This is a genomic window from Streptomyces sp. NPDC007205, assembly GCF_040634095.1.
In the GTDB taxonomy this organism is placed as follows: Bacteria; Actinomycetota; Actinomycetes; order Streptomycetales; family Streptomycetaceae; genus Streptomyces.
The window spans coordinates 67094-86405 of sequence record NZ_JBEYEW010000021.1; the positions used below are offsets into that span (position 1 = coordinate 67094).

Here is a 19312-nt window from a genome sequence, read left to right on the forward strand (position 1 = left end):
AGGTGGACAAACGGGTGGGGGATTCCGCCCAGTACGTCCGACCCCTGTGAGAGACCATGACCGCACACCCGGCCACCGCCGCCCGCGTCCGCACCGGCGGCCCCCAGGAAGACGGCCCGAAGATCCTCGAGCACGCCATGGGCTGGGTCCTCGTCGCGGTGATCGCGATGCTCGTGACCCAGCTGGGTCTGCTCTGAGCGAGCCATACGCGGTAGGCATGTTCTGACATACTGCGGAGGTCCCACCGACTCCCAGACCAGGGTCGAAATTGAATATGCCTCAGCAGCGTGCCGCCGTCCGTCCCCGGGTGCACGGTACCGAGCGCTCGGCCGCACGTCGCGCCGAACTCATCGCCATCGGGCGGAAGTTGTTCGCCGACACGTCCTACGACGCGCTGTCCATGGATGACATCGCCCGCCAGGCGCATGTCGCCAAGGGGCTGATCTACTACTACTTCCGGTCCAAGCGCGGCTACTACCTGGCGATCATCCAGGACTCCGTCGCCGACCTGGTCACCTCCGCCGCGGGCGGTCTGGAGATGCCCGCGGTGGACCGCGTCCACCGCACCATCGACGGCTATCTGCACTACGCCGAGCACCACCAGGCCGCCTACCGCACCATCGTCAGCGGCGGCGTCGGCTTCGACGCGGAGGTGCACGCGATCCGGGACGGCGTACGCGAGGCCATCATCGCCACCATCGCCGAGGGGGCCTACGGCCGCAGCGACATCGCTCCGCTGGCCCGGATGGGCCTGCTCTCCTGGGTGTGCAGCGTCGAGGGTGCGACGCTGGACTGGATCGACCGTCCCGAGCTGTCCCGCGCCACCATGCGCGAGCTGCTGGTGAAGACGCTCGGCGGAGCCCTGCGCGCCGTCGAGGAGCTGGACCCCGCCTACCCGGCGCCGCGGCCGGCCCGCCGCGACGGCTGACCCACGGGAGCGGAAGCTCACTCAGGGTGACGACGACTTTCCTGAAGTAAGCGGTCGTTAACTGGTGACGGGAGGTCGCTGATCGGGCATACTCACTGCGCACAGCCGCTGGTCAGCCGCTTCCGAGACCCGGGAGCGGGCGCCTTCGGCCACGGAACGACCAGGCGGAGCCGCCCCCACCCGACGGGCCAGACCGCCGGTGCCCGAACAGGGAGGAGACCGACGCCATGTCCGACCGCGACCCGCAGCCGGTGGAGCGTCAACTGCCGACGGAGGAGGCGCGGGATCTGCTCGCGCTCGTCCGGGACATCGCCCAGCGCGAGATCGCGCCGAAGGCGGCCGAGGAGGAGGACGCGGGACGCTTCCCGCGCGAGGTCTTCACCCTGCTTTCCGAATCGGGCCTGCTCGGCCTGCCCTACGACGCCGAGTACGGCGGCGGCGAGCAGCCCTACGAGGTCTACCTCCAGGTCCTGGAGGAGCTTGCCGCGGCCCGGCTCACCGTGGGTCTCGGCGTCAGCGTGCACACGCTCGCCTGCTACGGGCTCGCGACCTACGGCACCAAGCAGCAGCAGACCGAGCATCTGCCCGCGATGCTCGGCGGCGGCCTGCTGGGCGCGTACTGCCTCTCCGAACCGTCCGCCGGTTCCGACGCGGCGTCGCTGCGTACGAAGGCCCTCCCGGAGGGCGACGCGTGGGTGATCAACGGCACCAAGGCCTGGATCACGCACGGCGGCATCGCCGACTTCTACACCGTGATGGCCCGCACCGGCGAGGAGGGCCCGCGCGGGATCACCGCCTTCCTGGTCCCCGGGGACGCCCCCGGCCTGAGCGGGGCGGTGCCCGAGAAGAAGATGGGCATGAAGGGCTCGCCCACCGCCCAGGTCCACTTCGACGGCGTCCGGGTCGGCGACGACCGCCGGATCGGCGAGGAGGGCCAGGGCTTCTCCATCGCCCTGTCCGCCCTCGACTCCGGCCGGCTCGGCATCGCCGCCTGCGCGATCGGCCTCGCCCAGGCAGCACTGGACGAGGCGGTCGGCTACGCCACCCAGCGCCGGCAGTTCGGCCGTCCCATCGCCGACTTCCAGGGCCTGCGCTTCATGCTCGCCGACATGGCCACCCAGATCGAGGCCGGCCGCGCGCTCTACCTCGCGGCGGCCCGGCTGCGCGACGCCGGCAAGCCGTTCGCCAAGCAGGCCGCCATGGCCAAGCTGCACTGCACCGACACGGCCATGAAGGTCACCACCGACGCCGTGCAGATACTCGGGGGGTACGGCTACACCGCCGACTTCCCGGCCGAGCGCTATATGCGCGAGGCCAAGGTCCTGCAGATCGTCGAGGGCACCAACCAGATCCAGCGGATGGTCATCGCCCGCCACGTGGCGGGACCCGAAGGTCGCTGAACTGGCCCGTGCGGACCGTCGGGGCCGCCAGTCTGATCCACTCCGGGTCGTGGCGGCCCGGCAGGGTCCGGCCCCGGTCGGCCCAGGCCCGCATGAGATCGCGGTAGATGGGCGGGTCCTGCGGCAGGGGTGGCGGAACCGATTCGGCGGGGCGGGGCACGAAGATGCGGCGCTGACGCCCGGTGGCCGTGTACATGGGGGTCATACCCGGGCAACGCGGCAGCGGCCGGGCAGGTCACCGCCCAGCGGTATCGAGCGTCAGTTCACGCCCGTCCGGTTCCCCCTCTGGCCACCTCCGGTCGACTGACGTACCGTCAGCCGACCATCGTTCAGGGGGTGCCCGTGGCCGACGACCGTCCCGTACCGCTCGACGAATACCCGGTGCACCAGGTGCCGCTGTCCATGAAGCACGTGGCGACCGGCGACCGCAACGCCTACGACCGCTGCATCTTCCACGTCTTCGACCACGCCGGGCGCGCCCTGCTCATCCTCGGCCTCGGCGTCTATCCCAACCTGGGCGTGATCGACGCCTACGCCACCCTGCGCACCGGGGACACCCTGCATGCCGTACGCGCCTCCGACGCCCTGGGGGAGGACCGGATGCGGCTCGCCGTCGGTCCGCTGCGCATCGAGGTCCCGCGCCCGCTGAAGGAGCTGCGCCTGATCTGCGAGGACGAACAGCTGTCGTACGACCTCACCTGGACGGCCGCCTTCCCCGCTCTCTGGGAGCCGCACCATCTGCAGCGCCGGGGTGACCGGCTCACCCTGGAGGGACGCCGCTTCGTCCAGGCGGGCACCGCGGCGGGTGTGATCCGGGCCGGGGGAGAGGAGTTCCTGGTCACCGCCGACGACTGGACCGGCACCCGGGACCGCAGCTGGGGGGTCCGGCCGGTGCCCGGTGAGGACGGCGGGCGCCTCGCCGCGGACCACCCCGCCGAGGGCTTCCACTGGATCTGGTGCCCGGTCCGCTTCGAGGACCGCTTCCTGATGGTCATCACCCAGGAGGACGCCGACGGCCACCGCTCCCTGAACGACGCCACCCTCGTCCGGCCCGGCCACCGCGACCGCCAACTGGGCTGGCCGCAGGCCGAGATCAGCTACCGCCCCGGCACCCGCCATCCGGAACGGGCGGTCATCCGGCTCGGTGACGTGCGGGCACCGCAGAAGCTGGACGCCGAGATCCTGATCTCCTCGCCGCTCGCGCTCGGCGCGGGCTATCCGCCGGCGGACGACTGGCAGCACGGGACCTGGCGGGGCCCCGGCTGGACCGACCGCCGTACCTACGACATGACCCTGCCCCACCCCCTGGCCGCCTACGGCGTCACCGACCACTCCGCCCGCTTCCGGCTCGACGGGCACACCGGTTACGGCATCTTCGAACACGGCTCGTTCGGCCGGCACGATCCGAGCGGCTTCACGGGCTTCGACTCGGTCGCGCCCTGAGGGAGGAGCCCGGCATGGCGACGGCACCGCGTCCCCGCACCACCACCCGAGACCCCGAGGACCTCGCCCGGCGCCTCACCACCTGGCTCGGCACCCGGCTGCCCGGCGCCAGGGCCGCCGGCATCACCGTCCCGGCCACCAACGGCATGTCCAGCGAGACCCTGCTGTTCGGCATCGAACACCCCGAGGCACCCTGCCGTGCCTGCGCGCTGAGGCTGGCGGCGGACCCGCGGGCGTACACCGTCTTCCCCGAGTACGACATGACCCGCCAGTACCGCACCCTGCGCCTGGTGGCCGAGCGTACCGACGTGCCCGTGCCCCGGGTGCTGTGGCTGGAGGAGGATCCGGCTCCGCTCGGGGCGCCGTTCTTCGTCATGGAGCGGGTCGCCGGACGCGTGCCCCCGGACGTCATGCCGTACACCTACGAGGGCAGTTGGCTGCAGCGCGCGAGCCACGCCGAACGCGAGCACCTGGAGGCCGCGACCGTCGGACTGCTGGCCCGTCTGCACGACCAAGTACCGCTCATCGAAGCCGAGTTCCTCGCCTCACCCGGAACGGGAGACGCACTGCGCCGGCATGTGACGGCCCAACGCGCCTACTACGCCTGGGTCATCGACGGCCTGCCCCGCTCACCGCTCATCGAGGCCGCCTTCGACCGGCTGGAGCAGCTGTGGCCGAGCGAGCCCGGCGAATCCGTCCTCACCTGGGGCGACGCGCGCATCGGCAACATCGTCTACGACGGGTTCGACCCCGTGGCCGTCCTGGACTGGGAGATGGCGGCACTGGCCCCGCGCGAGGTCGACCTCGGCTGGAGCATCTATCTGCACCGCTTCTTCCACGACCTCGCGGTCGCCTCCGGGCAGCGCGGACTGCCGGACCTCCTGCGCCGGGACCGCGTCGAGGCCCGCTACGCACGGCTGACCGGTCACACCCCACGGGACATGGACTTCCACACCCTCTACGCCGCGCTGCGGCACGCGATCGTCATGCTGCGCATCGCCTACCGTCAGGTGTACTTCGGGGAGGTCGCCGTGCCGGCGGACCCGGACACACTGATCCTGCACCACGGCAGCCTGCGTGCCATGGTGCAGGGCACCTACTGGATGCGGTGAGGGAGGCTCAGGCGGCCCGGCGGGGCATCGCCGGCACGTGCATCGGGCGCGAGCCCGGGCCGCCGGCGTGCGAGAAGGGCTGCGTCCGCCAGTTCAGGCTCTGGGGGAGCGTCAGCAGCAGGGCGGTGTCCTGCTCCTGCGGCAGGGCGGACTCGTCCGCGGGGCGGGCCTCGGCGGCCTGGCGGCCCGTACCCGCACAGACCGTGAGACCGAACGGGTTCCACGGCGAGGCGCACAGCGCGTGCTCCGGCAGGACCTGCTCGTCCGCCAGCAGCGCGATCGGCTGGGCGCAGTCCGGGCAGATCACCCGGTACATCTCGAAGGTGTCGTAGGCGTCCAGTTCGTCGTCGAAGACGTCGGGTTCGACGCCCTCCGGCTCGGGTTCGACGACCGGCTGCTGCCGCTTGGACGCGGATCGACCAGGGCGATGGACACTCTGCATGGGATTCTCCCCCTAAGGCTGGGCCGTGGCGGCGCTGCGGCCTCGACCACAGCAAGCACTTCCCGTCCGCCCTCGGCGGTAATCACGAGAACATCACGGAGCCCGTTCGGGGAGTGTGGCGTTCGTCACATGCCACGTGCAGGTGCGGCGATCAAGCACACTGTAGGTTTTGGCGCCATGGAGGAGCTGGACCGACAGATCGTGCAGCTGCTCGTCAAGGACGGGCGGATGAGCTACACAGACCTGGGCAAGGCCACGGGCCTGTCCACGTCGGCCGTGCACCAGCGGGTGCGCCGGCTGGAACAGCGTGGCGTCATCCGCGGCTATGCCGCGGTGGTCGACCCCGAGGCCGTCGGGCTGCCGCTCACCGCGTTCATCTCGGTGAAACCGTTCGACCCCAGTGCCCCCGACGACATCGCGGACCGCCTCGCCGGCGTCCCCGAGATCGAGGCCTGCCACAGCGTCGCCGGCGACGAGAACTACATCCTCAAGGTGCGGGTGGCGACTCCGCACGAACTGGAGGAACTGCTGGCCCGCCTGCGCAGCCTGGCAGGCGTCTCGACCCGCACGACGGTGGTGCTGTCCACGCCGTACGAGGCCAGGCCGCCGAGGATCTGAGGCGGCGGCCGACTGTGCCGGGCCCGGTTCCCATACGCCCCACGTGCAGCCTCTTCCCGGTGACGAGAGAAACTGTCCGCTATGAGTGAGCGCACCGCCGAGCCCGCCGCAACCGTCCTCCTGCGCCGAGGAGAGGTGCACAGCCCCGCCGACCCCTTCGCGACAGCGATGGTCGTCGAGGCCGGCCAAGTCGCCTGGGTCGGCTCCGAAGGCGCCGCCGACGCCTTCGCCGACGGCGTGGACGAGGTGATCGACCTCGACGGCGCCCTCGTCACCCCCGCCTTCACCGACGCCCATGTGCACACCACCGCCACGGGCCTCGCCCTGACCGGACTCGACCTGTCCGGTGCGCCCTCCCTGGACGCCGCCCTCGCCCTGGTCCGCGACTTCGCCGCCGCCCGCCCGGATGACCGCGTCCTGCTGGGCCACGGCTGGGACGCCGCCCGCTGGCCCGCCGGCCGCCCGCCGACGCGCGCGGAACTCGACGAGGCCACCGGTGGCCGTCCGGTGTACCTCTCCCGCATCGACGTGCACTCGGCGGTGGTCACCACCGCGCTGCTGGACATGATCCCCGGTGACGTCCCCCGCGAGGACGCACCGCTCACCGCCGACGCCCACCACACCGTCCGCGAGGCCGCCCTCGCCGCGATCACCCCGGCCCAGCGGGCCGAGGCCCAGCGCGCCGCCCTCGCCCACGCGGCCTCCCTCGGCATCGGCTCGGTGCACGAGTGCGGCGGTCCGGGGATCTCCTCCGAGGGCGACTTCACCGGCCTGCTGAAGCTCGCCGCCGAGGCGCCCGGCCCCCGTGTCGTCGGCTACTGGGCCGAACAGGACGTCGAGAAGGCACGGGAGCTGGGGGCCGCGGGCGCCGCGGGCGACCTCTTCGTCGACGGCGCCCTCGGCTCGCACACCGCCTGTCTGCACCAGTCGTACGACGACGCCGGCCACACCGGTGCCGCCTACCTGGACACCGAGGCCGTCGCGGCCCATGTCATCGCCTGCACCGAGGCGGGCGTGCAGGCCGGCTTCCACGCCATCGGCGACGCCGCCGTGAGCGCCGTGGTGGGGGGCGTGCGCGCCGCCGCGGAGAAGCTCGGCCTCGCCCGGATCCGCGCCGCCCGCCATCGTGTCGAGCACGCAGAGATGCTCACCCCGGAGACCGTCGCCGGCTTCGCCGAGCTGGGCCTGATCGCCTCGGTCCAGCCCGCCTTCGACGCGCTGTGGGGCGGCGAGGACGGCATGTACGCCCGGCGCCTCGGCGCCGAACGGGCCCGCACCCTCAACCCCTTCGCGGCCCTGCTGCGGGCCGGTGTGCCCCTCGCCTTCGGCTCCGACAGCCCGGTCACCCCGCTCGACCCGTGGGGCACCGTCCGTGCCGCCGCCTTCCACCGCACGCCCGAGCACCGGGTCTCCGTCCGGGCCGCGTTCACGGCGCACACGCGCGGCGGCTGGCGGGCTGTGGGCCGGGACGACGCGGGCGTCCTGGTGCCGGGCGCGCCCGCCGACTACGCGGTCTGGCGCACCGACGAGCTGATCGTCCAGGCCCCCGACGACCGCGTGGCCCGCTGGTCGACCGACCCCCGCTCCGGCACGCCCGGACTGCCCGACCTCACCCCGGGCCGCGACCTGCCGGTCTGCCTGCGCACCGTGGTGGGCGGACGGACGGTGTTCGTACGGCCGGGCGAGTGATCTACGGGGGTGGCGCGGCGCAGCGGGGCCCCGCCGCCCCGCCGCCCGACCTGCGCATCCTCTGTGCCGGTCGGCCCGTCCGGGGTGTCGTAGCAGGTCAGGCGCCTGTTGACAGTCGACGGCCGCGGGCCGGTAGGTTCGTCCGAGTCCACCACCGGACGCCCGACCGGGGGCGTTCACGCAACTCGTCGCAGCGCCGCTGGGTCAGGGACGGTGTGCCGTACCGGGCATCGTCGCTGGGAGCCAGGCTCAGCGCCCGCGCCGCCGAGGGAACGTTCCGGCCCGGCAAGGTGTGACCCGGGTGGGGCCCGTGCGCTCAGTAGACAACGGCTTTCGGTCGATCCGCAGCCAGCGGGTCCCAGGTCGGCCCGAAGGGCGCCGGGCCCCCATCCGCCGTGGCGGGAAGTCGCCGACGGCGCTCCTCGAAGGTGCCCAAAGCGGCATTCTTACCCCACTCTTGTGGAATCGACACTGCCATACGTACAAGTCGGCACGTCTTACCAGGCGGTGACCACTATGGTGGATCCTTGCGTACAACCAGAAGGGGCAGCAGTGAACGACGGCGACGGGACCCTCGAGGCCAAGGCCCAGGGGAGGCAGTTCGGTCCGCTCGGCACGGCCTTGGTGATCATTCCGACCTACAACGAGGCGGAGAACATCAAGACCATCGTCGGCCGGGTACGCAAGGCCGTCCCCGAGGCGCACGTACTGATCGCGGACGACAACAGCCCCGACGGCACCGGCAAGATCGCCGACGAGCTGGCCGCCGAGGACGACAACGTCCAGGTGATGCACCGCAAGGGCAAGGAGGGCCTCGGCGCCGCCTACCTCGCGGGCTTCCGCTGGGGTCTGGAGCGCGACTACGGCGTGCTGGTCGAGATGGACGCCGACGGCTCCCACCAGCCCGAGGAGCTGCCCCGGCTGCTCACCGCCCTCAAGGGCGCCGACCTGGTGCTCGGCTCCCGCTGGGTGCCCGGCGGCCGGGTGGTGAACTGGCCCAAGTCCCGCGAGTTCATCTCCCGCGGCGGCAGCCTCTACTCCCGGCTCGCCCTCGACCTGCCGCTGCGCGACATCACCGGCGGCTACCGCGCGTTCCGCCGCGAGACCCTTCAGGGCCTGGGCCTGGACGAGGTCGCCTCCCAGGGCTACTGCTTCCAGGTCGACCTGGCCCGCCGCGCGGTCAAGGCCGGCTACCACGTGGTCGAGGTCCCGATCACCTTCGTCGAGCGCGAACTCGGCGACTCCAAGATGAGCAAGAACATCCTGGTCGAGGCGCTGTGGCGGGTCACCGCCTGGGGTGCGGTGGAGCGGGTCGCCAAGCTCACCGGCAAGAACAAGCGGACCGCGTAGGCTCCCGTCGGCTCCGGCTCTTGCTCCGGCTCCGGTCGATCATCCCCTTATCCCGCGCTGAGGCGCCGCCAGGCACACTGGAAGCATGACGACTGGCGCTCCGACCTCTCCGTACACCACCACCCGGCCCCGGCGCTCCCGGCTGCGCAGGTACCTGCCGCTCGGGGTCGCCGCCTGGCTGGTGCTGGAGATCTGGCTGCTGACCGTGGTCGCGGGCGCGGCCGGCGGGCTTGCCGTGTTCCTGCTGCTCGTCGCGGGCCTCGTGGCCGGCTCCGTGGTCATCAAGCGGGCGGGCCGCCGTGCCTTTCAGAGTCTCAACGAGGCGTTGCAGCACGGTGGTTCGCCGGAGCACGGCGGCAACGGCCTGATGATGCTCGGCGGCCTGCTGCTGATGATCCCCGGCCTGGTCTCCGATGTGGCCGGCCTGCTCCTGCTGCTGGCGCCGGTGCAGAAGGCCGTGAGCCGGTACGCCGAGAACGCCCTGGACAAGAGGCTGCGCACGGCCGCACCGGGCAGTTTCGGCGACGCCTTCCAGCAGGTCCGCATGCACCGGCCCGACGGCAAGGTGGTGCAGGGCGAGGTCATCAGGGAGGACCGGCCCGGGCCGGAGCAGCAGTGGCCGCCGCTGTCACGCTGAGCCGGCCGGCGGAAAGACCAAAACCGCGGGCGCCGTACGATGCGTACGGCGCCCGCGGTCTTCGTGTGCGCTGTGTCTCCGCCCAGCCCCTGAGGACTAGGCCGACTTACGGCTGTCCCGGGGATGAACCGCGATGTTCATCGCCCCCGAGCGCAGAACCGCCAGGCGCTCCTCGAGGACCTCTTCGAGCTCCTCGCGGGTGCGCCGCTCCATCAGCATGTCCCAGTGGGTACGCGCGGGCTTGGCCTTCTTCTCCTCAGGGCCGTCGCCGTCCACCAGAAGTGCCTGGGCCCCGCAGACCTTGCACTCCCACTCCGGCGGGATCTCCGCCTCGACCGAGAAGGGCATCTCGAAACGATGCCCCTTCTCACATGCGTACTCCACGGCCTGGCGCGGAGCCAGGTCGATACCGCGGTCCGTCTCGTAGCTGGTCACCACGAGGCGCGTACCGCGAAGAGCTCGCTCACTCATGAATCGTGCCTCCCGGGCTTGTCGCCCACAGGACAGGTGTCGCTGTCGTCGTCATCCGGTCAACGTCCGGTCGGCGGTAAAGATTCCCGTTCCGGGTCCCGTTCCGGGTCATGCGTCGCCGTCGTAGCCGCCCCTTGTTGTACCCACCGGCGCCCGGTTTGTCACATCTGCAAGCAGATGTCACCCAGCGTTTCAGCATCTTTGACGCGCAGTAACGGTACGCCTGGCAGGCCAAAGGCGTACACTACCGCCCTTTTGTGTTGAGCGCTAAATCGAAGCTAAATCCTCTCCGGAACCGGGTTGCCCGCCTCGCTGATGGCCCGGCGCACCGGCACCCGCGCCAGCAGGGCGAATCCGGCGACGAAGAAGGCCACCAGCGAGACGATCGCGGACCGATAGCTTCCGGTCAGCTGGTAGGTCAGGCCGAACAGCAGCGGCCCCAGCCAGCTCAGCCCGCGGTCGCTCACCTCGTACGCCGAGAAGTACTCGGCCTCCTTGCCGGGCGGCACGAGATGCGAGAACAGCGACCGGGACAGCGCCTGGCTGCCGCCGAGGACCAGCCCGATCCCGGCCGCCAGCACGAAGAAGAACACCGGAGCCTTCGCAGGCAGGAAGTAACCGGCCGCCAGCGTGACCGTCCAGGCCACCAGCGAGCCCAGGATCGTCCGCTGGGCACCGTACGTCCGTGCCAGCCGCCCCATCGCCAGCGCCCCGGCCACCGCCAGCACCTGCACCAGCAGCACCGCGACGATGAGCGTCGACTGGCCCAGTCCCAGTTCCTGCGAGCCGTAGACGGAGGCCTGGGAGATCACCGTCTGGATGCCGTCGTTGTAGACGAGGTACGCCAGCAGGAAGGCGAGCGTCAGCGGGTGCCGGCGCATGTCCCGGACCGTTGCCGCGAGCTGCCTGAGCCCGGGCGCCGTGGTGTGCTCCACGCGCGCGTGCTGCCGGTCGCGCAGTCTGCGCAGCGGTACGAGCGTGAAGGCGCCCCACCACAGGCCCGCCGAGGCCAGGCACACGCGGACGGCGGCCGTCTCGGTCAGGCCGAAGGAGTCGTGCGCCGAGTACAGGACCAGATCGGCGACGAGGACCGTCGAGCCCGCCGCGTACCCGAAGGCCCAGCCGCGTGAGGAGACCGCGTCGCGTTCCTCGGGCGGGGCGATCTGCGGCAGATAGGAGTTGTAGAGCATCATCCCGACGGACTGCGCCGCGTTGGCCACCAGCAGCAGCACCCCGCCGAGCAGATACCGGTCGCCGTCCAGGAAGAACATGCCCGTCGTCGCGGCCGCCCCGGTGTACGCCGCCGCCGCGAGCAGCGGCTTCTTACGGCCCGTACGGTCGGCCAGGCTGCCCACGAGCGGCATCACCACGACCGCCAGGATCACCGACAGGGACACCGAGTAGGCGAAGAAGGAGCCCGCCCGGACCGGGACGCCGAGCGGATGCACATAGCCGTCGGCGTCCGCGGCCCGCTCGGCGACCGCGGTGAGGTAGGGCCCGAGGAAGACCGTCACCACGCTCGTCGAATAGACCGAGCAGGCCCAGTCGTAGAAGTACCATCCGCGCTGCTCGCGCCGCAGGCCGGCGGTCTCGTCCGGCGCCTGTGTCCGCACGGTGTCGGTTGCCACCCGTGCCCTCGCTTCCCCGCTTGAGCCGCGAAGGCTCGGGTCCCGGCGGCCGGGTCGTCAGACCCAGACGCCGCGGTCCTCCATGACCTTGCGCAACGTGTCGATGTGATCGGTCATGATGCCATCGACTCCCAGGTCCAGGAGCCGGTGCATGCGCTCCGGTTCGTTGACCGTCCACACATGCACCTGCAGCCCGCGCGCGTGCGCGGCGCGGACGAAGCGGTGGTCGACCACCGGGACGCCCGACTGGGCCTCGGGCACCTGCGCGGCGACGGCGGACCGGCGCACGGCGGCCGGCAGCCCCCATGAGCGCAGCCGCAGACTCAGCACCCCGCGGGTACCGAACGAGGTGGCCAGCCGTGGCCCGGCCAGCCGCTGGGCGCGCAGCACCCGGGCCTCGGAGAACGAGCCCACACAGACCCGCTCCCAGGCGTCCGTGCGCTCGATCAGCTGCAGCAGGGGGCGCAGGGCGGGCTCCGCCTTGACGTCGACGTTCCAGCGGACCTCCGGGAAGGTCTCCAGCAACTCCTCGAACAGCGGCACCGGTTCCCGTCCGCCCACGCGCGCGTGCCGCACGTCCTCCCACGGCAGGTCCGCGATGCGGCCCGCGCCGTCGGTGACCCGGTCCAGCGTGGAGTCGTGGAAGGCGACGAGCCGGCCGTCGGCCGTGGCGTGCACGTCGGTCTCGATGTACCGGTAGCCCAGCTCCACCGCGCGCCGGAACTGCGCCACGGTGTTCTCCAGCCCGTCGGCGGCCCCGCCCCGGTGGGCGAAGGCGATCGGGCCCGGGTGGTCGAGGTACGGGTGGCGTATCGGCGGTGTCGTGAGGCTCACGGCCGCAGTATGACCTGCTCCGGTGTCGCGGCGGCAACCACCGTGCTGCCGCCCGATGCCGCCGGGACGGCGAACACCCGCAGGAACAGCTGCGCCAGCGGGCCGATGGACACGGCGTACAGCACGGTGCCGACCCCGACGGTGCCGCCCAGCAGGAACCCGGTGACCACGACCACCACCTCGATTCCCGTCCGCATCAGCCGGATCGAGCGGCCGGTGCGCCGGTGGAGCCCCGTCATCAGCCCGTCGCGCGGGCCGGGTCCGAAGCGCGCCGAGATGTAGAGGCCGGTCGCCACACCGTTCAGCACGATCCCCGCCGGCAGCAGCAGGACGCGTACGGCCAGGGACCGCGCGTCCGGGACGAGCGCGAGCGTGCCGTCCATCGCGAGGCCGACGGCGAAGACGTTGGAGACCGTGCCCAGCCCCGGGCGCTGCCGCAGCGGGATCCACAGCAGCAGCACCGCCGCTCCCACGATGATCGACACCACCCCGATGGTCAGCCCGGTCAGCTTCGCGAGCCCCTGGTGCAGTACGCCCCAGGGTTCCATGCCCAGGCCCGCCCGCAGGAGCAGCGCGGCACTCGCGCCGTAGAGCGCGAGCCCGGCGTACAGCTGGACCAATCGTCGTCCGAGACGGTGCCGAGTGGGCATGAGATACCCCCCTGGGTGGTGGCGGTGGCCTGACGCATGTCACTCTGTGGCTTGGGAAGAATTCGCTTCCATGGCCAATTCGGGGAAGGTGGACTGATCTACATGGCGCAGTGGACCTCTGCGATGGGGGCCGCGCAGCTCGCCCGGCTCCTCAACTCCCAGCAGGACCGCCCGGCCGGCCCCGGCAGCCGCCGTCCGCCCGCCTACCGCGCCCTCGCCGACGGCATCCGGCTGCTGGTCCTCGAAGGACGCGTGCCCGTCGCCGCCCGCCTCCCCGCCGAACGCGAACTCGCTCTCGCCCTGTCCGTGAGCCGTACGACGGTCGCCGCCGCGTACGAGGCGCTGCGCACCGAGGGCTTCCTGGAGTCCCGGCGGGGCGCCGGCAGCTGGACGGCCGTACCGGCGGGCAACCCGCTGCCCGCCCGCGGCCTGGAACCCCTGCCGCCCGAGGCCCTGGGCTCGGTGATCGACCTCGGTTGCGCCTCGCTGCCGGCACCGGAACCGTGGCTCACCCGCGCCGTGCAGGGCGCCCTGGAGGAACTGCCGCCCTACGCCCACACGCACGGCGACTACCCGGCCGGACTGCCCGCGCTGCGCGCGATGATCGCCGAGCGGTACACCGCGTGCGGGATCCCCACCATGCCCGAGCAGATCATGGTGACGACCGGCGCGATGGGCGCCATCGACGCGATCTGCCACCTCTTCGCGGGCCGCGGTGAACGCATCGCGGTCGAGTCCCCGTCCTACGCCAACATCCTGCAGCTGATGCGCGAGGCCGGCGCCCGTCTGGTCCCCGTCGCGATGGCCGAGGGACTGTCCGGCTGGGACGTGGACCGCTGGCGCCAGGTCCTGCGCGAGGCCGCGCCCCGGCTCGCCTATGTCGTCGCCGACTTCCACAACCCCACGGGGGCGCTCGCCGACGAGGACCAGCGGCGCCGGCTGGTGGACGCGGCGCGTTCGGCCGGTACGGTGCTCGTCGCCGACGAGACGATGACCGAGCTGTGGCTGGACGAGGAGTTCGCGGGCGGCGGGATGCCGCGCCGGGTCTGCGCCTTCGACCCGGCCGGCTCGACCGTGATCACGGTCGGCTCGGCCAGCAAGGCGTTCTGGGCGGGGATGCGCATCGGCTGGGTGCGGGCGGCTCCGGACGTCATCCGCAGCCTGGTCGCCGCGCGGGCCTACGCCGACCTGGGCACGCCCGTACTCGAACAGCTCGCCGTCAACTGGCTGTTCAGCACGGGGGGTTGGGAGCAGGCGGTGGAGCTGCGCCGGGCCCAGGCCCGGGAGAACCGGGACGCGCTGGTGACGGCGCTCCGCCGGGAACTGCCCGAGTGGGAGTTCAACGTGCCCCAGGGCGGTCTGACCCTGTGGGTCCGCGCCGGCGGCCTGTCGGGCTCCCGGCTCGCCGAAGCGGGTGAGCGGACCGGGGTCCGCGTTCCCTCCGGCCCCCGCTTCGGCGTGGACGGCGCCTTCGAGGGCTATGTGCGGCTTCCGTTCACCGTCGCAGGAGCGGTGGCGGAGGAGGCGGCGGTCCGGCTGGCGGCGGCGGCACGGTTGGTGGAGAACGGGGGCGCGGGGGGTACGGAGGCACCACGTACGTTCGTGGCTTAGGCCGAGTGCGCCTACGGGCTCGGGGCGCGTGCGCCTACGGGCTCGGGGCGCGTGGTGGCCCGGCCGCAGGTGCGCGGCGGCCACGACGCGCCCGCACCCGGGGGGCGGCCCGAACCCGAACGGCGCTACCCCGCTGCCTCCGCGGTCACCGCCGGCTTCGTGAGATCCGTCGGCTCGGCCCCCACGGCAGTGGCCCGCGCGGGCAGCAACTCCAGCACCGCCTGCCGGTCGGCGTCGCTGGTGGCGTCGTCGTACGGGTCCGGCGTACGCGGCACCTGAAGCCGATGCACCGGTCCCACGCCCAGCCGCGCATATCCCCGCCCCGGCGGCACATGCCCCACCGGCGTGGTGTGCGGCGGAGCCCCCAGCACCGCCTCCACCTGCCGAGGCGCCGCAGGCCCGAGCACGACACGCGCGCGTGTGTGCTGCCGTACCGCCTCGCTCAACGCCTCCGCGCTGTCGAACTGCTCGGCCACCACGACGGTCACGTTCGCCGCCCGGCCGTGCCGCAGCGGCACCTGGAGCAGCGTCTGCGGGTCCTTGCGGCCGTCCGCCCCGGCGAGGTGGGTGAAGACCGACGGGCGGTCCAGCATGATCCACAGCGGGCGCCGGGCGTCGGCCGGCGGCGGGTCGCCCTCCTGCCGGGCCAGGTTGACGGCGATGAGCCGCCGCTCGGTCTCCTGCGCGGCCCACTCCAGGCTCGCCAGCGCCCCGGGCAGCGCGCACTCCACCGCCAGCACACCGTCCCGGCCGGTCAGACACGCGTACTCGCCGGTGCCGCCGCCGTCCACGATCAGGACGTCCCCGTACCGAAGGGCCTGCAGGGCGATCGAGCGCAGCAGGGTCGAGGTCCCGCTGCCGGGGTGCCCCATGGCCAGCAGATGCGGCTCGGTGGAGCGCACGCCGGTGCGCCAGACGACCGGTGGGACGTCGATCTGTTCCTCTCCGTAGGAGAGGGGAAGTGTGCGCTGGACCTCGCTCGGATCGGTGAAGCCGAGGACGGTCTCGCCCGGCGCGGTGACGAAGTGCTGGGCCGGGATGTCGGCGGGCAGCGGGGGAAGGACGGTGACGGTGAGCTGGTTGCCCTCCTCGTCCCATGTGAAGTGGTATTCGCGGCCCCGCCCGGCCTTCGCGGTGAGCAGCTGCTCGATCCGCGCGCGGGCGTCGTGCTCGCCGTCCGGGAAGTAGGCGGGGTAGCGGATCACGAGATGACCGACGCGCCCGGAGTCGTCGAACTCGTGGGCGGGGAACGCCTTCCCCCACTCCCCGCCGTGCGTGTACAGCGGCGCCGGGTCCTCGGGGCTGGAGAAGTACGGCACCAGGGCGTCGTAGAGCGACTGGAGCCGTTCGGTCTGGGACTCGTCGGGCCCTTCCGGGGCCGGCGGGGTGCGGTCGCGGCCCTGCCAGGCCGCCGCGGACATCAGGGTGATGACGGCGAGCAGCGGCCCGTACGGCGCCAGCACCACGACCAGGGCCACGGAGGCCACCAGGAACAGCAACTGCCCGCGTTTGTCCTTCGGTGTGTCCGCCCATCTGCGCCGCCCGGCCGAGGCCAGCCGGCGCAGCCCGCGCGTGACGGTGATCAGCGGGTGGAGGACGTCGGTGGCGCTGTCGGCCGCGGTCCGGGCCAGCTCCCGGCTCCGGGCGAGCTGCATCCGGGCGATCTGGGCGCTGTCCTTGCTCAGAATGCGGGGGAGAGGGCGCCGGGCCACTGCTGACTCCTGGTCGTGCGTGCGGGTGGGGCGGACAGGATCAGAACTTGAGGCCGCCGAGGAGGCTGGCCAGGCTCTCGCCGCCGGCCTTGATGCTCGGGGCGATGGCCGTGCTCGACAGGTAGAAGCCGAACAGAGCCGAGACGGTGGCGTGCGAGCCCTTCAGTCCGTCCTTGCGGAAGAAGAGGAACACGACGACGCCGAGCAGGAACACGCCGGACAGGGAGAGGATCATTTCGGGCCTCCTGGTGTCGAGGGTGGGGGACAGTCACCATGAGTTCTTCCAGGATCACAGCATGTATCCATACGATTAAAGGTGCAACTGGGTGAAATCTGGCTGATTTCGCCCACGCGGCGGAGTCGCCCTGACCCGGTTTGACCAGGCCCGTCGCCTGCGGTGGGGTCTGTTGCTGATCTTTACCTCCGGCACATCGGGTCATGTGCCGCGGAAGCCAGTACGCTGGCGATTCACTCGTACGGCCGTGTTCCGCTCGCTGCCGTACGCTCCCTGCAGTCCCCGAAGTTTTGAGGAGAGGCGGTCCCGCCGATGAGTGAAGCCCCCGACCCCGAGGTCGTGGAGCTGGCGACCAAGATCTTCGATCTGGCCCGGCAGGGGCAGACCGAGGCGCTCGCGGCGTACGTCGACGCCGGCGTTCCGGCCAACCTCACCAACGACCGCGGCGACTCCCTGGTGATGCTCGCCGCCTACCACGGCCACGCCGACGCGGTCCGCGCGCTGCTCGTCCGGGGCGGCGCGGCCGACCAGGTCAACGACCGAGGCCAGACCCCGCTCGCGGGTGCTGTCTTCAAGGGCGAGACCGAAGTGATCAAGGCTCTTCTGGAGGGCGGGGCCGACCCCGCGGCGGGGACGCCGTCGGCCGTCGACACCGCCCGGATGTTCGGCAAGACGGACCTCCTGGAGCTGTTCGGCGCGCGCTGACGCGCATGTCCTGACCAGGTACGACACAGAAAACGGGGGAGGCGGTAAAGGGCCGCCGGAAATACGGTCGCGGCAGCGCGAACGGCCGGGTCATCATGACGACGTGACTCACGGACGCGATGGCTGGGCAGGTGTTGCCGCACCGCGCGGGCCGTGATGCGGTCCGCATGGGCCACAGACGAGAGGCAGAGAGAGATGGTCTTCAGCAAGCAAGAGACGGCGGGCGCTCCGACGTTGTGTCACGCGGCCAGGTAGTGCGTGTTCCCCGGTTGCGTCGACGCTTGATGTGAGGCTGTTTCCCATGTTCGATCCGGTCATAGCGCCCAGCGGTACGCTGCTCGGCCTGCTCCAGCGGGGCCGCGGCGACGGCACGCTGCACGCGCTCACCGCCCCGCGCGCCGAAGCGCTCGCGGCGCTGAACCAGTGCGTGCTGCGCGATCCACGCCACGACTGGCAGGTGGAGAACCGCTCCCTCTACTACGCCCGGCTCTACCTCGATCTGAACGGTGAGCTGGATGCCATCGAGGCGCACCTCTTCGGCCCCGAGGACGTCCTCGACACCGACGAGTCCCGCACCGGCCTCGCCCTCGCGGTCCTCGGGCACCTCGCCTCCTACGGCAGGCGCGACGCGCTCTCGCTGTTGCGCCGGTACGCCGCCCACGGCTCGAGCTGGGCCTGGGCGCTGGACGAGCTGGCCCTCAGGGACGACGACGCCGGCCTGCGTGCCCTCGCCGCGCCCGTCCTGGCCCGCTTCCCTGCCGATCCCGAGGGCGAGGCCGAGCTGGCCACCGCCGTACGCGACGCCTTCGAGCCGAGGCCCTGGCGGCTGTGGGCCGAGGATCCGCGCGAATCGATCGCCACACGCGTGCGTGCCGCACAGGAGACCGGCTGTTTCGACCGCTGGCAACGCCAGATGAGCCCCAGCGGGCCGCGGCCCGGCTGGAGCGTGCGTGCCGTCTTCGAGTGGGCCCAGCAGGGCATCGAGCGGGGCGCCGCCCTCCATGTGCCGGCCGCTCGCTGCTTGGTGGCCGTGGCAGGCCCCGAGGACCGGCCGGAGATCGTCCAGGCCGCCCGGAACGGCATCGACGGGGCCCGCTGCACCGCCCTGCGCTATCTCGCCGACAGCAACGACCCGGACGCGCTCGACCTGATCGAGGCCGCGGTCACCGACGGCACGAGCGTCGTCGTGGAGGCCGCCGTGGACGCCTTCGAACGGATGCGCAGTGTCGCCGCCGTCGACCGCGCGCGCCGCTGGGCCCAGCGTCCCGACGTGCTCGGGGCCGCCGCCGGACGCATGCTCGCCTGCCGCGGCGGCGTCCAGGACCGCGACCTCGTCCTCGGCGCCCTCCGTGAGGCCGTACGCGGCGAGGGCCCCGACGCACCGACCCTGTGGACCCTCGTCGACGGTGCCGGACGTCTCGGCATCGCCTGCGCGGCCCCCGTCCTGCGCCATGTCTACCGCGAGACGGCGTCCTCCCATCTCCGCGGCCGGGCCGCCCGCGCCCTGGCCGCCACCGACCCCTCCTTCGCCACCGGCTTCGCCGTCGAATGCCTGTGGGACTGCGAGGAGACCACCCGCGAACTCGCCGCCCGGCACGCCGAGACCGGTGACGCCCGCGTGGTGGAGCGCCTGCGCCGCCTGGCCGCCGACCCGGCCGAGGAGGCGGAAGTACAGACGGCGGTACGCAGCCGCTTCGGGCCCGACGCCGCCCTCGGCTGACCCCGCGCACACCCGGCCCGGGCGGACAGCCGCCCGCCGGGTGAACACCGGGTGTCCCGCAGGTCAGGCGGTCATGACGGCCGTCTGACCTGCTCGGGTGTGCAGCCCAACGCTCATGGGACGTTCC

General features: G+C 72.2%; 20 protein-coding genes. 12 read left to right on the forward strand and 8 right to left on the reverse strand.

Going from position 1 to position 19312, the window contains the following annotated elements; translation table 11 throughout:
* Positions 1 to 56: 56 nt before the first annotated feature.
* The 3 genes from ABZ624_RS28900 to ABZ624_RS28910 all read left to right on the forward strand — a co-directional run bounded on the left by ABZ624_RS28900 (position 57) and on the right by ABZ624_RS28910 (position 2328).
* A complete protein-coding gene (locus ABZ624_RS28900; protein ID WP_360095092.1) occupies positions 57 to 197 on the forward strand; it encodes an SCO1431 family membrane protein in 141 nt (46 codons plus the stop codon).
* 77 nt (positions 198 to 274) lie between these two features.
* Entirely contained in the window at positions 275 to 928 is a 654-nt protein-coding gene (locus ABZ624_RS28905) for a TetR/AcrR family transcriptional regulator (protein ID WP_360095095.1), read from the forward strand.
* A 227-nt stretch (positions 929 to 1155) separates the two neighbouring features.
* A complete protein-coding gene (locus ABZ624_RS28910; protein WP_360095098.1) occupies positions 1156 to 2328 on the forward strand; it encodes an acyl-CoA dehydrogenase family protein in 1173 nt (390 codons plus the stop codon).
* On the opposite strand, the gene ABZ624_RS28915 is transcribed toward ABZ624_RS28910, so the two are convergent.
* Positions 2291 to 2533 (reverse strand): hypothetical protein, encoded by a 243-nt coding sequence (locus ABZ624_RS28915; protein ID WP_360095101.1) that lies wholly within the window; start codon positions 2531 to 2533, stop codon positions 2291 to 2293. The genes ABZ624_RS28910 and ABZ624_RS28915 overlap by 38 nt on opposite strands.
* A gap of 137 nt (positions 2534 to 2670) precedes the next feature.
* Between ABZ624_RS28915 and ABZ624_RS28920 the strand changes: the two genes are divergently transcribed.
* The gene (locus ABZ624_RS28920) at positions 2671 to 3771 is read left to right on the forward strand and encodes a hypothetical protein (RefSeq protein WP_360095104.1); all 1101 of its coding nucleotides are present in this window, start codon (positions 2671 to 2673) and stop codon (positions 3769 to 3771) included.
* A gap of 14 nt (positions 3772 to 3785) precedes the next feature.
* On the forward strand, positions 3786 to 4883 hold the full coding sequence (locus ABZ624_RS28925; protein ID WP_360095107.1) for a phosphotransferase family protein: 1098 nt from the start codon (positions 3786 to 3788) through the stop codon (positions 4881 to 4883).
* A 7-nt stretch (positions 4884 to 4890) separates the two neighbouring features.
* Here the strand turns inward: ABZ624_RS28925 and ABZ624_RS28930 are convergent, their stop codons facing one another.
* Positions 4891 to 5325: a hypothetical protein gene (locus ABZ624_RS28930; protein WP_360095110.1), complete on the reverse strand. Its 435-nt coding sequence runs from the start codon at positions 5323 to 5325 to the stop codon at positions 4891 to 4893.
* 177 nt (positions 5326 to 5502) lie between these two features.
* Here ABZ624_RS28930 and ABZ624_RS28935 point away from each other — a divergent pair, with 177 nt between their 5' ends.
* The 4 genes from ABZ624_RS28935 (at position 5503) to fxsA (ending at position 9619) form a co-directional block, all read left to right on the forward strand.
* Positions 5503 to 5943 (forward strand): Lrp/AsnC family transcriptional regulator, encoded by a 441-nt coding sequence (locus tag ABZ624_RS28935; RefSeq protein ID WP_018548954.1) that lies wholly within the window; start codon positions 5503 to 5505, stop codon positions 5941 to 5943.
* A gap of 81 nt (positions 5944 to 6024) precedes the next feature.
* Positions 6025 to 7632, forward strand: a complete 1608-nt coding sequence (locus tag ABZ624_RS28940) for an amidohydrolase (RefSeq protein WP_360095113.1) — start codon at positions 6025 to 6027, stop codon at positions 7630 to 7632.
* Positions 7633 to 8184: 552 nt separating this feature from the next.
* The gene (locus ABZ624_RS28945) at positions 8185 to 8982 is read left to right on the forward strand and encodes a polyprenol monophosphomannose synthase (protein WP_360095116.1); all 798 of its coding nucleotides are present in this window, start codon (positions 8185 to 8187) and stop codon (positions 8980 to 8982) included.
* Between the two features lie 85 nt (positions 8983 to 9067).
* Positions 9068 to 9619, forward strand: a complete 552-nt coding sequence (gene fxsA / locus ABZ624_RS28950) for an FxsA family membrane protein (protein ID WP_360095119.1) — start codon at positions 9068 to 9070, stop codon at positions 9617 to 9619.
* Positions 9620 to 9715: 96 nt separating this feature from the next.
* Here fxsA and ABZ624_RS28955 read toward each other — a convergent pair whose 3' ends face one another.
* From ABZ624_RS28955 to ABZ624_RS28970, 4 genes are all read right to left on the reverse strand, one after another.
* Positions 9716 to 10090, reverse strand: a complete 375-nt coding sequence (locus tag ABZ624_RS28955) for an RNA polymerase-binding protein RbpA (RefSeq protein ID WP_003977404.1) — start codon at positions 10088 to 10090, stop codon at positions 9716 to 9718.
* A 278-nt stretch (positions 10091 to 10368) separates the two neighbouring features.
* A complete protein-coding gene (locus ABZ624_RS28960) occupies positions 10369 to 11718 on the reverse strand; it encodes an MFS transporter (protein ID WP_360095122.1) in 1350 nt (449 codons plus the stop codon).
* Between the two features lie 57 nt (positions 11719 to 11775).
* A complete protein-coding gene (locus ABZ624_RS28965) occupies positions 11776 to 12552 on the reverse strand; it encodes a glycerophosphodiester phosphodiesterase (protein ID WP_360095125.1) in 777 nt (258 codons plus the stop codon).
* The gene (locus ABZ624_RS28970; protein ID WP_360095128.1) at positions 12549 to 13202 is read right to left on the reverse strand and encodes a hypothetical protein; all 654 of its coding nucleotides are present in this window, start codon (positions 13200 to 13202) and stop codon (positions 12549 to 12551) included. Before ABZ624_RS28970 ends, ABZ624_RS28965 begins: the two co-directional genes overlap by 4 nt.
* A 102-nt stretch (positions 13203 to 13304) precedes the next feature.
* Here ABZ624_RS28970 and ABZ624_RS28975 point away from each other — a divergent pair, with 102 nt between their 5' ends.
* A complete protein-coding gene (locus ABZ624_RS28975) occupies positions 13305 to 14813 on the forward strand; it encodes a PLP-dependent aminotransferase family protein (RefSeq protein ID WP_360095131.1) in 1509 nt (502 codons plus the stop codon).
* Positions 14814 to 14938: 125 nt separating this feature from the next.
* Here the strand turns inward: ABZ624_RS28975 and ABZ624_RS28980 are convergent, their stop codons facing one another.
* Entirely contained in the window at positions 14939 to 16525 is a 1587-nt protein-coding gene (locus tag ABZ624_RS28980; RefSeq protein WP_360095134.1) for a hypothetical protein, read from the reverse strand.
* A 40-nt stretch (positions 16526 to 16565) separates the two neighbouring features.
* Entirely contained in the window at positions 16566 to 16760 is a 195-nt protein-coding gene (locus ABZ624_RS28985) for a hypothetical protein (RefSeq protein ID WP_031174416.1), read from the reverse strand.
* Between the two features lie 312 nt (positions 16761 to 17072).
* On the opposite strand from ABZ624_RS28985, the gene ABZ624_RS28990 reads away from it, so the two are divergent.
* Both ABZ624_RS28990 and ABZ624_RS28995 read left to right on the forward strand, forming a co-directional pair.
* Positions 17073 to 17465 carry an ankyrin repeat domain-containing protein gene (locus tag ABZ624_RS28990; protein WP_360095137.1) on the forward strand — a complete coding sequence of 131 codons (393 nt, stop codon included), beginning with the start codon at positions 17073 to 17075 and terminating at the stop codon, positions 17463 to 17465.
* A gap of 301 nt (positions 17466 to 17766) precedes the next feature.
* Positions 17767 to 19185 (forward strand): HEAT repeat domain-containing protein, encoded by a 1419-nt coding sequence (locus tag ABZ624_RS28995; RefSeq protein ID WP_360095140.1) that lies wholly within the window; start codon positions 17767 to 17769, stop codon positions 19183 to 19185.
* Positions 19186 to 19312: the final 127 nt, after the last annotated feature.